The 15,234-nt window shown below is 72.2% G+C and carries 12 protein-coding genes; 4 read left to right on the plus strand and 8 right to left on the minus strand.

All coding sequences use genetic code 11. From position 1 onward, the window contains the following. Window positions 1–419 precede the first annotated feature (419 nt). Complete coding sequence (locus ACPXCS_RS09435; protein ID WP_425944913.1) at window positions 420–1,643, plus strand: trypsin-like serine peptidase; 1,224 nt, start codon at window positions 420–422, stop codon at window positions 1,641–1,643. A 320-nt stretch (window positions 1,644–1,963) separates the two neighbouring features. Then, on the plus strand, window positions 1,964–3,169 hold the full coding sequence (locus ACPXCS_RS09440; protein WP_425944914.1) for a trypsin-like serine peptidase: 1,206 nt from the start codon (window positions 1,964–1,966) through the stop codon (window positions 3,167–3,169). A gap of 132 nt (window positions 3,170–3,301) precedes the next feature. Here ACPXCS_RS09440 and hflX read toward each other — a convergent pair whose 3' ends face one another. The 6 genes from hflX to miaA all read right to left on the minus strand — a co-directional run bounded on the left by hflX (window position 3,302) and on the right by miaA (window position 11,775). Next, a complete protein-coding gene (gene hflX, locus ACPXCS_RS09445) occupies window positions 3,302–4,795 on the minus strand; it encodes a GTPase HflX (RefSeq protein ID WP_425944915.1) in 1,494 nt (497 codons plus the stop codon). A 156-nt stretch (window positions 4,796–4,951) separates the two neighbouring features. Further along, window positions 4,952–6,520: a M1 family metallopeptidase gene (locus ACPXCS_RS09450; RefSeq protein ID WP_425944916.1), complete on the minus strand. Its 1,569-nt coding sequence runs from the start codon at window positions 6,518–6,520 to the stop codon at window positions 4,952–4,954. A gap of 130 nt (window positions 6,521–6,650) precedes the next feature. After that, window positions 6,651–8,873, minus strand: a complete 2,223-nt coding sequence (locus ACPXCS_RS09455; protein WP_425944917.1) for a RelA/SpoT family protein — start codon at window positions 8,871–8,873, stop codon at window positions 6,651–6,653. 348 nt (window positions 8,874–9,221) lie between these two features. Continuing rightward, on the minus strand, window positions 9,222–10,094 hold the full coding sequence (gene dapF, locus ACPXCS_RS09460; protein ID WP_425944918.1) for a diaminopimelate epimerase: 873 nt from the start codon (window positions 10,092–10,094) through the stop codon (window positions 9,222–9,224). Between the two features lie 103 nt (window positions 10,095–10,197). Continuing rightward, window positions 10,198–10,728: a hypothetical protein gene (locus ACPXCS_RS09465; protein WP_425944976.1), complete on the minus strand. Its 531-nt coding sequence runs from the start codon at window positions 10,726–10,728 to the stop codon at window positions 10,198–10,200. A 108-nt stretch (window positions 10,729–10,836) separates the two neighbouring features. Next, a complete protein-coding gene (gene miaA, locus ACPXCS_RS09470) occupies window positions 10,837–11,775 on the minus strand; it encodes a tRNA (adenosine(37)-N6)-dimethylallyltransferase MiaA (protein WP_425944919.1) in 939 nt (312 codons plus the stop codon). A gap of 182 nt (window positions 11,776–11,957) precedes the next feature. Here miaA and ACPXCS_RS09475 point away from each other — a divergent pair, with 182 nt between their 5' ends. Both ACPXCS_RS09475 and ACPXCS_RS09480 read left to right on the plus strand, forming a co-directional pair. Then, window positions 11,958–12,242: a hypothetical protein gene (locus tag ACPXCS_RS09475; protein WP_425944920.1), complete on the plus strand. Its 285-nt coding sequence runs from the start codon at window positions 11,958–11,960 to the stop codon at window positions 12,240–12,242. 26 nt (window positions 12,243–12,268) lie between these two features. Then, window positions 12,269–12,754: an antitoxin gene (locus tag ACPXCS_RS09480; RefSeq protein WP_425944921.1), complete on the plus strand. Its 486-nt coding sequence runs from the start codon at window positions 12,269–12,271 to the stop codon at window positions 12,752–12,754. A 141-nt stretch (window positions 12,755–12,895) separates the two neighbouring features. Here ACPXCS_RS09480 and ACPXCS_RS09485 read toward each other — a convergent pair whose 3' ends face one another. Both ACPXCS_RS09485 and miaB read right to left on the minus strand, forming a co-directional pair. Continuing rightward, complete coding sequence (locus ACPXCS_RS09485; protein ID WP_425944922.1) at window positions 12,896–13,609, minus strand: class III extradiol dioxygenase subunit B-like domain-containing protein; 714 nt, start codon at window positions 13,607–13,609, stop codon at window positions 12,896–12,898. Between the two features lie 60 nt (window positions 13,610–13,669). Continuing rightward, window positions 13,670–15,196, minus strand: coding sequence for a tRNA (N6-isopentenyl adenosine(37)-C2)-methylthiotransferase MiaB (gene miaB / locus ACPXCS_RS09490; protein ID WP_425944923.1), 1,527 nt, complete (start codon window positions 15,194–15,196; stop codon window positions 13,670–13,672). Window positions 15,197–15,234: the final 38 nt, after the last annotated feature.

Raw genomic sequence — 15,234 nt, forward strand, 5'->3', positions numbered from 1 at the left:
CGCCCCCTCGTGGGACGCCCTCGTCCGCTTCCGACGCGGTATCGGCGACGGGACCACCGGAGAGGGTCTTCAGCTGGGCATGCCCCACAGCGGCCTCCTCTGACGCACAACCCCCAAGGACGGATTCCGCCACGACTTCCCTGACCTCCCACTGGGCACGGGCACCAGGGACCGCGCACAGACAGCAGACCCCCCACCGCTACCAACCCCGGACCGCTCACCGGGTTACGGGTTGCCTCAAGATCCTTTCCGTGACGGAACTGTTGCTGTTCCGTCGGGCCTCCCCCACAGCCACCGCATAGTGTGTGGTGCCGTTCCCGGACGCGGTGAGTCGGCCCGAAGTCCCCGTGCAGCAGCGGAATCGAAGGGCCGAGGGACCGGTTTCGTCCACGTTCGTCACCATCAGGGGGAGTCAGATCATGCGATCCATCCGGCCGTCGTCCACCACACGCCGAGAGGGGAGGGCGCGCCGCGGCAACTCCCCCGTGCTGGCCGCCATGGCCCTCGCCTCGGCGCTCGCCCTGACCGCCACCGCCTGCGACTCGGGGGACACCGCGGCGAGCGGGGAGGCCTCGGCGTCCGCCACCGCCTCGGACGACGGCAAGCTCCGGATCCCGGACGACATCAGGGACCGGCTCCGCGAGCACGGGATCGACATAGACAAGTGGAAGGACGGCGCCTGGAAGAACTGGGACCGGGACGACTGGCTGCGCGAGGCCCACGAGTACGTCAACCCGATCATCGAGGGCCTGTGGAACCCGGACCGGATGCGGGAGGCGGAGGAGCCCGATCAGGGCGTCGACGAGACCGACCTCTCCGGCGACCAGGGCGTCACCGATCCGACGCCGCAGCCGGTCCGGGCGCGGGCCGTGCAGCCGTCGTACCACGCTGCCGCGCCCACGGCGGGCAAGGTGTTCTTCGACTCCCCCAAGGGCTCGGCCGTCTGCTCGGCGACGGTCGTGAAGGACCCCGCGCACCCGGGCAAGTCCAACCTGGTGTGGACGGCGGGCCACTGCGTGCACGCGGGCAAGAAGGGCGGCTGGTACCGCAACATCGCGTTCGTGCCGTCGTACAACGACGCCGGCAAGTCGGTCCAGGAGCTGGAGAACGCCACCCGCGAGGACGTCGCTCCCTACGGGGTCTGGTGGGGTGACTGGGCGCAGACCTCGGACCAGTGGATCGAGAAGGGCGGTTCGACCGGGGGCGACGGCGCGCCGTACGACTTCGCGGTCATCCATGTGACGCCGGAGAAGGGCAGCGGCGGCAAGTCGCTGGAGGAGACGGTCGGTGCGGCGCTGCCGGTCGACTTCAAGGCTCCCGCGGTGCCGCAGGTCGAGAGCGTCACGGCGATCGGCTACCCGGCTGCGCCTCCGTACGACGGGCAGAAGCTGTACCGGTGCGAGGACCGGCCGGGGCGGCTGTCGATCACGGCGTCGGACCCGACGATGTACCGCATCGGCTGCACCATGACCGGGGGTTCGTCCGGCGGCGGCTGGGTCGCGACCGGCTCGGACGGCAGGCCGGCCCTGGTGTCCAACACCTCGATCGGCCCGGTGACCTCGGGCTGGCTGGCCGGTCCGCGCCTGGGCGAGGTCGCCGAGGGCGTGTTCGACTCGGTCAGCGGGAAGTTCGCGGGCCAGTAGGCCGCGCGCGACGGAGGGGCGGGCCCGACCCGAGCATCGGTGGAGCACCCCGGTACACGGGCCCGCCGGCTCGCGGAAACCTTCACCGCCCCACCCCGGTTCGCCCTCGACTCCCCGGGCATAGTGGGGTGTCGATCCGGGCCCGGCGCGGGCGTGCACGGCACGTACGGCATGCACGGCACCCAGCCATGCACACACTCCGGCACGCCACCGCAGCGCAGCGCAGCGCAGCGCAGCGCAGCGCAGCGCAGCGACCGGACCAGACCAGACAGAAAACGCACAGCACCACTGACGTACGCATCAACGGGGGTCATCGCACCATGCGTTCCACACATGCGCCCGCACCGAGGCGCGGGCGGCGCACCGTCCTCGCCGCCACCGGGCTCGTCGCCGCCCTGGCGCTCACCGCGACCGCCTGTGGCGGTTCGGCGGACTCGGCGAGCGACAAGCCCGACGCCACCGCGTCGCAGTCGGCGGACGCCGCCGGTGGCGGCAAGGTCAAGATCCCGGCCGACCTCGCGGGCAGGCTCAAGGAGCACGGGATCGACGTGGACAAGTGGAAGGACGGCGGCTGGAAGAACTGGGACCGCGACCAGTGGCTCAGTGAGGCCAAGGACTTCGTCAACCCGGTGATCGAGGGCTTGTGGAAGCCGGAGCGGATGCAGTCCGCGGAAGAGGCGAACAAGACGGTCACGACCAAGGACGCCGCGGCCGGCCAGGGCGTCAGCGACCCGGACCCGGCGCCGGTGAGCGCGCAGGCCGAGAAGACGCCCTACCACCGCAACGCGGCGCCGGTCGGGAAGGTCTTCTTCGACTCCCCGGACGGCCCGGCGGTCTGCTCCGGCACGGTGATCAAGGACGTCAACCACCCGGGCAGGTCCAACCTGGTGTGGACGGCGGGCCACTGTGTGCACGCCGGCGGCAACGGCGGCTGGTTCCGCAACATCGTGTTCGTCCCGGCCTACAACGACCTCGGCAAGTCCGACGCCGAGCTGAGCAACGCGAACCCGGCGGAGATCGCCCCGTACGGCAACTGGTGGGCGGACTGGGCCTCGACGTCGAACCAGTGGATCCAGGGCGGTTCGGAGACGGGCGGTGACGGGGCCGCGTACGACTACGCGGTGCTGCACGTCAAGCCCGAGCAGGGGGCGAAGTCGCTGGAGGAGACCGTCGGCGCCGCGCTGGACGTGGACTTCAGCGCACCGTCGGCCGCCGAGGCCGCCGAGATGGGCGCCTGGGGCTACCCGGCCGCTCCGCCCTACAACGGCCTGAAGATGTTCAAGTGCGTCGACGTCCCGGGCCGGTTCTCGCTCAGCACGAGCCTGCCGACGATGTACCGCATCGGCTGCACCATGACCGGCGGCTCGTCCGGCGGCGGCTGGTTCCGGGTGCTGAACGGCAAGTCCGTGCTGGTTTCCAACACCTCGATCGGTCCGGCCGACAACACCTGGCTGGCGGGTCCGCAGCTGGGCCGGGACGCCGAGGCGCTCTACCAGAACATGAGCAAGACCTACGGCGGCCGCTGACCCGCACCATGCAGAACGGCCGCTGACCCGCACCATGCAGAACGGCCGCTGACCCGGACCCATGAATGCCCATGGAGAAGGCCCGTCCCCGATCTGATCGGGGACGGGCCTTTTCTACGATCTGCGCGTCGGTCAGGCGAGCGACGCCGGAACGTACGGCGTGAGTTCCGCCGCCAGTTCCTCGTGCACCCGCACCTTGAGCAGCGTGCCCTCCGGGGTGTGCTCCTCGGAGATTACGTCGCCCTCGTCGTGGGCACGGGCGACCAGCTTGCCGTGCGTGTACGGCACGAGCGCCTCGATCTCGACCGAGGGACGCGGCAGCTCGTTGTCGATGAGCGCGAGGAGTTCCTCGATGCCCTGGCCGGTGCGGGCCGAGACGGCCATGGACCGCTTCTCGACGCGCAGCAGCCGCTGCAGCGTCAGCGGGTCGGCCGCGTCCGCCTTGTTGATCACGACGATCTCGGGCACGCCGGTGGCGCCGACGTCCCTGATCACCTCGCGCACGGCGGCCAGCTGCTCCTCCGGGTTCGGGTGCGAACCGTCCACCACGTGCAGGATCAGGTCGGACTCGCCGACCTCCTCCATCGTGGAGCGGAACGCCTCGACCAGGTGGTGCGGCAGATGGCGCACGAACCCGACCGTGTCGGCCAGGGTGTACAGCCGTCCGCTCGGGGTCTCGGCCCGGCGCACGGTCGGGTCGAGGGTCGCGAACAGGGCGTTCTCGACCAGCACGCCCGCGCCCGTGAGGCGGTTGAGCAGCGAGGACTTTCCGGCGTTGGTGTAGCCCGCGATGGCGACGGACGGCACCTTGTTGCGCTTGCGCTCCTGGCGCTTGATCTCGCGGCCGGTCTTCATCTCCGCGATCTCCCGGCGCATCTTCGCCATCTTCTCGCGGATCCGCCGCCGGTCCGTCTCGATCTTGGTCTCACCGGGACCACGGGTGGCGAGGCCGCCGCCCTTGCCGCCGCCCATCTGACGGGACAGCGACTGACCCCAGCCGCGGAGCCTCGGCAGCATGTACTGCATCTGCGCGAGCGCGACCTGCGCCTTGCCCTCTCGGGACTTGGCGTGCTGGGCGAAGATGTCCAGGATCAGGGCCGTACGGTCGATGACCTTGACCTTGACGACGTCTTCGAGGTGGATGAGCTGGCCCGGGCTGAGCTCACCGTCGCAGATGACGGTGTCCGCGCCGGAGTCGAGGACGATGTCCCGCAGCTCCTCGGCCTTGCCGGAGCCGATGTAGGTGGCCGCGTCGGGCTTGTCGCGGCGCTGGATCACGCCGTCGAGCACCAGCGCGCCCGCCGTCTCGGCGAGGGCCGCGAGCTCCGCGAGGGAGTTCTCCGCGTCCTGGGCGGTTCCCGAGGTCCAGACGCCGACGAGCACGACCCGCTCCAGGCGGAGCTGGCGGTACTCGACCTCGGTGACGTCCTCGAGCTCGGTGGAGAGGCCCGCCACGCGGCGCAGAGCCGCGCGCTCGGAGCGGTCGAGCTGGTCGCCGTCCCGCTCTCCGTCGATCTCGTGGCTCCAGGCGACGTCCTCTTCCATCAGGGCATCGGCCCGAAGACCCTCGGGGTGGCTGTGCGCGAAGCGCTTGGTGTCCTGGGAAGGGGAAGAAGAGGAGGTCATTGGATCCTTACGTAGCTGGGAAACCGATGTCGGCGACGACGAGCCGCAGCTCATCCGTCACTGTGCACAACGCAGGGGCGCTCCGGGAGATTCCCGGCGTCCCGCGCCGCGCCGACCTCACGATGGTCGCACGGCACGGGGCGTCTCGTCACCGTGTTATCGCGCGCCCGCCGCCGCGGGCTTCGCGGGCGCCCCCGGCTCCGCGGGTGTCTCCGACTTCACGGGCGTCTCCGGCTTCCAGTCCGGGTGCCCCGGCATCGGCGGGGTCTTCTCTCCGTACAGCCAGCCCCGGAAGAAGCCGTCCAGGTCGCGTCCGGAGATCTCGCCGGCCAACCGGACGAAGTCCTGCGTGCCGGCCGTGCCGTCCCGGTGGCGGACGACCCACGCGCGCTGGAGGCGCTCGAAGGCCGGGCGGCCGATCTCCTGGCGCAGGGCGTACAGGACGAGCGCGGAGCCGTCGTAGACGTTGGGCCGGAAGATGTCGGTCTTCTGCCCGGGCTCGGGTGCCTTGGGCGCGGCGGGCGGTCCGCCGGTCGCGCGCCAGCGGTCGGAGGCCGCGTACGCGAGCTTCATCCGGTCCCGCAGGGGCTTGCCGGCCTGCTCCTCGGCGTAGAGGGCCTCGTACCAGGTGGCGTGTCCCTCGTTGAGCCACAGGTCGGACCAGGTGCGGGGGGTCACGCTGTCGCCGAACCACTGGTGGGCCAGCTCATGGACCATGATCGACTCGACGTACCAGGCGGGGTAGACCGGCTCGGTGAACAGCTCCCGTTCGAAGAGGGAGAGCGTCTGGGTCTCCAGTTCGAAGCCGGTGGAGGCGTCGGCCGCGAGGACACCGTAGGTCTCGAAGGGGTAGCGGCCGACCTTGTTCTCCATCCAGGCGATCTGCGCGGGTGTCTTCTCCAGCCACGGCTCCAGCGCCTCGCGGTACCGGGAGGGGACGACGTCCCGCACGGGCAGGCCGTGCGGGCCGGTGCGGTGCAGCACCGTGGAGCGGCCGATGGAGACCTGGGTGAGCTCGGTGGCCATGGGGTGCCGGGTGCGGTACGTCCAGGTGGTCTTCCCGCCGGACCGGTCCACCCCGGCGGGCAGACCGTTGGCCACGGCCGTGTGGCCGTCCGGCGCGGTGACCCGGATGGTGAACATGGCCTTGTCGGAGGGGTGGTCGTTGCACGGGAAGACCAGGTGCGCGGCGTCGGCCTGGTTGGCCATGGCGAGGCCGTCCCCGGTGCGCACCCAGCCGCCTTCGCGGCCCTCGGCGGGCACGGGGTCGCTGGTGTGGCGCACGGTGATCCGCATCCACCTGTCGTCCGACACGGAGTCCTCGGGGGTGATCACCAGGTCCTCGCCGGCGGTGCGGAACCTCGCGGGGTCGCCGTCGACCTCGACGGAGTCGACCTTGCCGTGGGCGAAGTCCAGGTTGATCCGGTCCAGGTCCGCGGTGGTCCAGGCGTCGATCGTGGTGACGGCCCGCAGCGGCTCGCTGTTCGTGCCCGGGTAGGTGAAGGACAGGTCGTACGAGGCGACGTCGTAGCCGGGGTTGCCCAGGTACGGGAAGAGGCGGTCGCCGACGCCGAGGGGGACGGCGGGGGCGCTCGCGGCGAGGAGGCATACGGAGACGGCCGAGGCGAGCAGGGCGGCGGACGTCCGCCGGCCACGGCTGCGACCGGCCCGAGGGGGACGGACACCCGGGAGGCGGGCGTGGCTGGTGTGACTGGTGAGGGGCATGTCCTCACGGCTATCAGCGCGCGCGGGCGCGCCACGGGCGGCGCGCGTCCGGCCCACCCGAACCGGGGACCGGGCCCTGCGCCGCCTGCCGCTCAGGCACCCCGCGTCTGCAGTACGGGTACGGATGCGTCTACGGCTGCGGCTGCGGCTGTGCCCGGCTCACGTCGTACACCCCGGCCACGTTCCGCATCGCGCGCATCAGGGCGGGCAGGTGGGCCGCGTCCGGGAGCTGCACGGTGTAGGTGTGCCGGACCTGCTGCTGGGTCGGAGGTTCGACGGTGGCGGAGACGATCTCGGCGCCTTCGAGGGCCATGGCCTCGGTGAGATCGGCGAGCAGATGGGGACGGACGAACGATTCGGCGACCAGCGTGACCCGGCACTCGGTGGCCTCACCCCAGCGCACGCCGATCTCCTCACGCCCCCCGTCCCTCATGCGCGCCACCGCCGGGCACTCGACGCGGTGCACCGTGACCGCTCCCCCGCGTACGGCGAAGCCGGTGATCCCGTCGGGCGGTACGGGCGTGCAGCACCGTGCGAGCCGTACGGTCGCGCCCGGCCGGTCCGTGAGGACGTCGCCGTCGGCGGGGCGGGTGCCGGGCTGCCCGGAGGTGGCGGCGGCCGGTGCGTCCGTGCCGGACGGGTCGGCGGGGCGGGGCGCGGTCGCACGGTCCCCGGAGGGCCGGTCGGTCCCGGCGGTCCGGGCCTCGTTCGCCTGGGCCTGGGCCTCGGCCTGGGCCTCGGCCTGGGCCGGGTGGGCGGCCAGCCACCGCTGGATGGCGATCCGGGCCGCGGGGGTGTGGGCGTGCTCCAGCCACTCCCTGGAGGGCTCGGAAGCCGGGTCCTGGCCCATGAGGAGCTGGACGGTGTCGCCGTCGCGCAGCACCGTGGACAGCGTCGCCAGGCGGCCGTTGACCCGGGCGCCGATACAGGCGTGCGCGTCCTCCCCGTACTGGGCGTACGCGGCGTCCACGCAGGTCGCTCCCTCGGGCAGGCCGATCGTGCCGCCGTCGGGCCGGAAGACGGTGATCTCGCGGTCCTGGGCGAGGTCCTCGCGCAGGGTCGACCAGAAGTGGTCGGGGTCGGGCGCCGCCTCCTGCCAGTCGAGGAGCCGGGAGAGCCAGCCGGGGCGGGTGGGGTCGACGCGCTCGCCGTCGGCCGGGTCGTCGGGGGCCGGCGCGTACGGGTTGCCGAGGGCGACGACTCCGGCCTCGGCGACCTTGTGCATCTGGTGGGTGCGGATGAGGACTTCGACGACCTGGCCGTCCTCACGGGCGACGGCCGTGTGCAGCGACTGGTACAGGTTGAACTTCGGTACGGCGATGAAGTCCTTGAACTCCGAGACCACCGGAGTCATGCAGGTGTGCAGCTCGCCCAGGACGCCGTAGCAGTCGGCGTCCTCGCCGACCAGGACCAGTACGCGGCCGAAGTCGGAGCCGCGGAGCCGGCCGCGTTTGCGGGAGACGCGGTGCACGGAGACGAAGTGGCGGGGGCGGATGAGGACTTCGGCGGTGATGCCCGCCTCGCGCAGTACGGCACGCACCTCGTCGGCGACCTCGGCGAGCGGGTCGTCGGCGCGGTCGGCGTTGCGGACGATCAACTCCCTGGTGTGCGCGTACTCCTCGGGGTGCAGGATCGCGAAGACCAGGTCCTCGAGCTCGGTCTTGAGCGCCTGGACACCGAGCCGTTCGGCGAGCGGGATGAGCACGTCACGTGTCACCTTCGCGATGCGCTCCTGTTTCTCGGGGCGCATGACGCCGAGGGTGCGCATGTTGTGCAGCCGGTCGGCGAGTTTGATCGACATGACGCGGACGTCGTTGCCCGTGGCGACGAGCATCTTGCGGAACGTCTCGGGCTCGGCGGCGGCGCCGTAGTCGACCTTCTCCAGCTTGGTGACGCCGTCGACGAGGTAGCGCACCTCCTCGCCGAACTGCTCGCGTACCTGGTCGAGCGTCACATCCGTGTCCTCGACGGTGTCGTGGAGCAGGGACGCGGTCAACGTCGTGGTCTCCGCGCCCAGTTCGGCGAGGATCAGCGTCACGGCCAGGGGGTGCGTGATGTACGGCTCGCCACTCTTGCGCATCTGGCCGCGGTGCGAGGACTCGGCGAGGACGTAGGCGCGGCGCAGGGGGTCGAGGTCCGCGTCGGGGTGGTGGGCGCGGTGGGCCTCGACGACGTGGCCGATGGCGTCGGGCAGCCGGTCGCGGGCGGCGGGGCCGAGCAGCGCGGCTCTGCCGAGGCGCCGCAGGTCGATCCGGGGGCGGGCCTTTCTGCGCGGCGCTGTCGGCATCACCGGCCCCGACACCGCGCCCGGCATCGGGCCTGGGGTCACGGGATTCGTGGCCTCCGCACTCATGGGCACCTCCGGCTGCGTCAACCGGCGGACGGGTGCCCCAGGGCGGACACGGCTCAGGGGGCGGCTTCGGTCCCCCGTCCGGGCCGGTGCTTGATGCTATCGAGCCCACCACGCGTGGCTGACCGCCTCTCGCCGAGCGTGAAACTGATCACCCATTCGAGGGACGAATGTGAGGTTTGCACCGTCATGCATGGTGACTCGAATGGTCGTGTTCCCGCCAAGTGGCCGGTTCCCTACGGCGGTTTCGGGTCGAGGCGCCTCCAGAGCGGTGGCGCGGGCACGCCCCCAGGTAGTGGTGCGGCTCACCCCGGGTGGCGGTACCGGCTCACTCCGGGTAGCGGTACCAGCTCACCCTCGTGTGGCGGCGTCCAGCCACTGCGCGTCGATCTCGCCCTCGGCCACGATCACCGCCGGGCCGGTCATCTCGATCTCGCCGTCGGGCCGCTCGGTGATCACGAGGGTGCCGCCGGGGACGTCCACGGTGTACGTGACCGGCGTGCCGGTGGCCGCGGGGTCCGTGCCGTCGCGGCGCGCGGCGGCCACGGCGACCGCGCACGCGCCCGTGCCGCACGAGCGGGTCTCTCCCGAGCCGCGCTCGTGCACGCGCAGCGCGACGTGCCGGGGGCCGCGGTCGACGACGAACTCGACGTTCACCCCGTCCGGGTAGACGGAGGCCGGGCTGACGGGCGGCGGGGCGTACAGGTCACCGGCGTGCGCCAGGTCGTCGACGAAGGCGACCGCGTGCGGGTTCCCCATGTTGACGTTCCGCGCGGGCCAGCTGCGCTCGCCGACACTCACGGTGACGCCGTCCTCGGGGAGCAGTGCCCGGCCCATGCCGACGGTGACGTCACCGTCCTTGGCGAGGTGCACGGTCTTCACACCGCCCCGGGTGGCGACCGCGAGGTCCCCCTCGGTCACGTGACCGGCGCGCTGGAGGTAGCGCGCGAAGACGCGCACGCCGTTGCCGCACATCTCGGCGACCGAACCGTCGCCGTTGCGGTAGTCCATGAACCACTCCGCCTCGGCCGCCATGTCCGCGGCCTCGGGGTGCGCGGCGGACCGCACCACGTGCAGCAGTCCGTCACCGCCGATGCCCGCGCGGCGGTCGCACAGGGCGGCGACGGCGGCCGGGGGCAGGTCGATGACGTTCTCGGGGTCCGGGACGATCACGAAGTCGTTCTCGGTGCCGTGACCCTTGAGGAAGGCGATCCGCGTGCTCATGCACCGATCGTACGGCGCGCGCCACGGGGCGGGGCCGGGGTGGTGGCGGCGTGCGGCCACGGGCCGGCAGGTCCTCGGCACCCGACGGGGCGCCGGGGCGCCTTCAGCGGAGCCGGGCCACCCGCCACACGGCCAGGACGACCACCGCGGCCACCATCACCGCGTACGCGACGACGACCCGCCAGTCCGGTCTGCGGCCGGAACCCTTGGCCGGGAGGCCGGGCCAGGTGTAGCCGACGCGACGGGCGGCCATCATGCCCCAGCCGGCCGCGCAGGAGCAGATCAGCAGGCCGAGCATGGCGATGACGGCACCGCTGTCGCCGAAGTCGAAGGCGAGCGGGAAGGCGAACATCAGGGAACCGAGCGCCGCGAGACCCACGATGGGCGCGAGCTGCCAGAGCCGCAGCCGGCGTTGCGGGCGCAGCTCGACCTCGACCTCGTCCGCGAACATCTCGTCGGGCTCGGGTCCGTCGTCCGTCACACTCGGCGTCTCGTCGGGCCCGTCGGAGCTGAGGCGGTCCGTCTCCTGCTCCGGTCCGTCCTGGTGCTCCAGCGCGTCCTGGTGCTCCGGCACGTCCCGCTCGGCGGTGATGTGATCGGTGCTTTGTGCGGTGTCGCGAGGGCCGGCCTCCATCGCCACGCGCCCTCCCAACTAGGACTCAACTCGGTCGATCGAAGCTCGATGATGGCACGCCGCCGAAGGACCGGATGACGGCCTGGGCGTCCCGATGCCATGACGTGATCAGGCTGTAACCGGTCGTTCGACCAAGGACAGCGCGAGCTGCGGAAGTTCCGCCAGATCGGCTGCCGCCCCACTCAACCAGTGCACCCGCGGATCGCGCCTGAACCATGAATCCTGACGGCGCGCGAAGCGTTTGGTGGCACGCACGGTCTCGGTCCGTGCCTCTTCCATGGTGCACTCCCCGGCGAGCGCCGCGAGGACCTGCTGGTAGCCGAGCGCGCGCGAGGCCGTACGCCCTTCGCGCAACCCCTGCGCCTCCAGTGCCCGCACCTCGTCCACGAGTCCGGCGTCCCACATCCGGTCGACCCGGCGTGCGATGCGCTCGTCCAGCTCGGGACGGGCCACGTCGACGCCGATCTGGAGCGTGTCGTAGACCGAGTCGTGGCCGGGAAGGTTGGCGGTGAAGGGCTTGCCAGTGATCTCGATCACCTCCAGGGCCCGCACGACCCGGCGTCCGTTGCTCGGCAGGATGGCACGGGCCGCCTGGGGATCGGCGGCGGCCAGGCGGGCGTGCAGCGCGCCGGAGCCGCGGAGGGTGAGTTCCTCCTCCAGGCGGGCGCGGACCTCGGGGTCGGTCCCGGGGAACTCCAGGTTGTCGACGGCCCCGCGGACGTACAGCCCCGAGCCGCCGACCAGGATCGGCCAGCGACCCTCGGCGAGCAGCGCGTCGATGCGCGCGCGGGCCAGGCGCTGGTACTCGGCGACGGACGCCGTGACGGTCACGTCCCAGATGTCCAGGAGGTGGTGCGGCACTTCGCCGCGTTCCTCGGGCGTCAGCTTGGCGGTGCCGATGTCCATCCCTCGGTAGAGCTGCATGGAGTCGGCGTTGACGACCTCGCCGCCGAGTCGCTGGGCCAGGAAGACGCCCAGATCGGACTTTCCGGCCGCAGTCGGTCCGACGACGGCGATGACGCGGGGGGCGGGGGGTGCGCTGCTCACCGACCCAGTCTCCCAAACCTCGGACCCCTCTCTCGAACGAGTTACGTGACGCCACGGCCGCGGGGTCGTTGCCCGTTGCGAGGTTCCTGCCGCCGGATCGCAGAGGCGGTGGCCCGGGCCGCGCAAACGGACGCACCGGGCGACGCGGGATTTCGCCCGCACGAGTAACGTATGGAGTGGATATGGGCGTTTTTGCACGACTTCTCCGGCGGTCCAAGGCCACGGAGGAAGCTGCCGCCGAGGCCGGGAGTGACACGGCACAGGCCGGGTCCGAGGCGGCGGAGGCGGCGTCGACCGCCGAGGTGAAGGCGGCCGAGGGGACGCCGGAGGCCGCCGAGCCGGCGGTCAAGGGCTCCGAGGGCGCCGAGAGCGCCAAGGGCACCGAGAGCGAAGGCGTCGACATCCCCAAGCAGCAGTCCACCGACAAGGCGGCCGACAACGAGGCCGGGGACAGCGCCCGTACGTGACCGCCCCGCGCGAGGGAAGGTGAACCATGGGTCTTCTGAGCAGTGTGAAGGCCAGGCTGGGCCCGGCGAAGGACAAGGTCTCGCACCTCGCGCACCGGCACGAGGACAAGATCCAGCACGGTCTCGACAAGGCCGCCCACGTCGTCGACAAGAGGACCAAGGGCAAGTACAGCCACCGGATCCAGACGGGCACGGGCAAGGCCAAGCACGCCGTGGACCGGCTCGCGCACGGGCACACGCACGACGTCGGACCGGAAGCGGGCGGCACGCCCCCACCGCACGGTGCTGCCACCCCGACGCCGGGTGCTGCCACCCCGACCGCGGACACGGCCACGGCCACTCGGGCAACAGGCCCGGCCGCCTCCCCACCTGGTGCGGCGCCCCCGCCTCCGAGTGCGGCGAATCCGCCTCCAGGTGCGGCGGCCCCACCGCCTGACCCGGGCCGTACGGCACCCCCGCGGGAGACGGACGGCACCATGCCGCCGGACGACGTGCCACCGCCCACTTCCTGACCCGCGCGTCGGCACACCGAGGGGCGGCACCCAGAAGGGCACATCGAAGAGCGCACCGAAGGGCACATCGCCGGACGGCCGTGGAGCATCGGCTCCCGGCCGTCCGGCGTTTCAAGGGCCGCAGCCGAGCCCGCGTGCGGCCTACGACCAGGCGGCGACGGCGTATCCCACGCCGTACGGCGCATCCTCGAACAGCAATGCTCCCCCGAGTCCGGCACCCTCGGCCGCGCCTGCGAGGACCTGCCAGGGGGCCCGGCCGGACACCTGCAGCTCGCGGGCGAGGCCGGTGTCCAGCGCCATCAGGGCCGGCAGGTCCGCGGCGCCCAGCGCGCGCCCCACCCCGGCGTCGAAGGGGGCCGCCCGCTCGTCGAGATAGCCCGGGGCCTTGAGCGTCCGGCACGCACTCGCGTCGCCCATCACCAGCAGGGCGAGCCGCTCGGCACCGGCCGCGAGGTCCCGCCCGGTTCGGGCGCAGTCCTCGGGGGCGAGCTCCTCCCCCACGCCGATGCCCTCGACCGGGACGTCGGACCAGCCGGTCCGCTCCAGCAGCCAGGCGGCGACCGTCAGGGAGTACGGCAGCCGCCGGGCCGGGTCCGCCGCCCCGGCCGGTCCCAGCCGTACGCCCAGGTCGACGCCGAAGCCCCGGAACGACCCGCCGGTGCCCTGCGGGTACGCCTGGGGCCCCGGGGTGTCGTCCGGTCCGACCACCACCAGCCGGTCAGGACGGGCGGCGGCGAGCACGCCCAGCGCGTCCGTGCAGGCGGCTCGCGCGGCGTCCAGTTCCGGAGCGGCACCCGCGGCGACCTCGGGGACCAGCAGGGGCGGGCAGGGGCAGACGGCGGCGGCGACAAGCATGATCGGCAGGGTAACCCTCACCGATGCCTGTCGCCGTGCGCGGGCGGCGGTGCCCCGGGCTCAGTCGCAGCCGCAGCCGCTCGCCGCCACCGGCAGCGGCTCGGGGACGCCGATCCTGGGCAGGCCGAGCAGGACGCCCGTCGGCTGGGACGCCTTCGAAGCCTTCTCGGCGTTGCGCTTCTCCCACGCGTCGCCCGCGCGGGTGCGGCGCACGTCGAGGACGGGCCCCTCGGCGAGCAGGTGGTGCGGGGCGGCGTAGGTGATCTCCACCGTGACGACGTCGCCGGGGCGGACCTCCTGGTCCGGCTTGGTGAAGTGGACGAGGCGGTTGTCGGGGGCGCGGCCGGACAGGCGGTGCGTGGTGTCGTCCTTGCGGCCCTCGCCCTCGGCGACCATCAGCTCCAGCGTGCGGCCGACCTGCTTCTTGTTCTCCTCCCAGGAGATCTTCTCCTGGAGCGCGACCAGGCGCTCGTAGCGCTCCTGGACGACCTTCTTCGGGATCTGGCCGTCCATCTCCGCGGCCGGGGTGCCGGGGCGCTTGGAGTACTGGAAGGTGAAGGCCTGGGCGAAACGGGCCTCGCGGACCACGTGCAGCGTCTGCTCGAAGTCGTCCTCGGTCTCACCGGGGAAGCCCACGATGATGTCCGTGCTGATCGCGGCGTGCGGGATGGCGGCGCGGACCTTCTCGATGATCCCGAGGAAGCGCTCCTGGCGGTAGGAGCGGCGCATCGCCTTCAGGACCGGGTCGGAGCCGGACTGCAGCGGCATGTGCAGCTGCGGCATCACGTTGGGCGTCTCGGCCATGGCGGCGATGACGTCGTCGGTGAAGTCGCGCGGGTGGGGCGAGGTGAAGCGGACCCGCTCCAGGCCGTCGATCTTCCCGCAGGCCCGCAGCAGCTTGCTGAAGGCCTCGCGGTCGCCGATGTCGGAGCCGTACGCGTTGACGTTCTGCCCGAGCAGGGTGATCTCGGAGACGCCCTCGGCGACCAGGGCCTCGATCTCGGCGAGGATGTCGCCGGGCCGGCGGTCCTTCTCCTTGCCGCGCAGGGCGGGGACGATGCAGAACGTGCAGGTGTTGTTGCAGCCGACGGAGATGGAGACCCAGGCCGCGTAGGCGCTCTCGCGGCGCGTGGGCAGCGTCGAGGGGAACGCCTCCAGCGACTCGGCGATCTCGACCTGCGCCTCCTCCTGCACGCGGGCGCGCTCCAGCAGGACCGGGAGCTTGCCGATGTTGTGCGTGCCGAAGACGACGTCCACCCAGGGCGCCCTCTTCACGATGGTGTCCCGGTCCTTCTGCGCCAGGCAGCCGCCGACGGCGATCTGCATGCCGGGGCGGGCGGCCTTCTTCGGCGCGAGGTGGCCGAGGTTGCCGTACAGCTTGTTGTCGGCGTTCTCCCGGACCGCGCAGGTGTTGAAGACCACGACGTCGGCCTCGCCGTCGGCACCCTCGGGGGCGCGGACGTAGCCCGCGTCCTCCAGCAGTCCGGACAATCGCTCGGAGTCGTGGACGTTCATCTGGCACCCGTAGGTGCGTACCTCGTACGTGCGCGTGCCGCCCACTGACTGGCTCCGGTCGATGCTGCTCATGGGGACAAGGGTAGGCGGTCGGCGTCAGTGGGTCGGCC

The organism is Streptomyces sp. DT190, from assembly GCF_049846985.1.
In the GTDB taxonomy this organism is placed as follows: Bacteria; Actinomycetota; Actinomycetes; order Streptomycetales; family Streptomycetaceae; genus Streptomyces.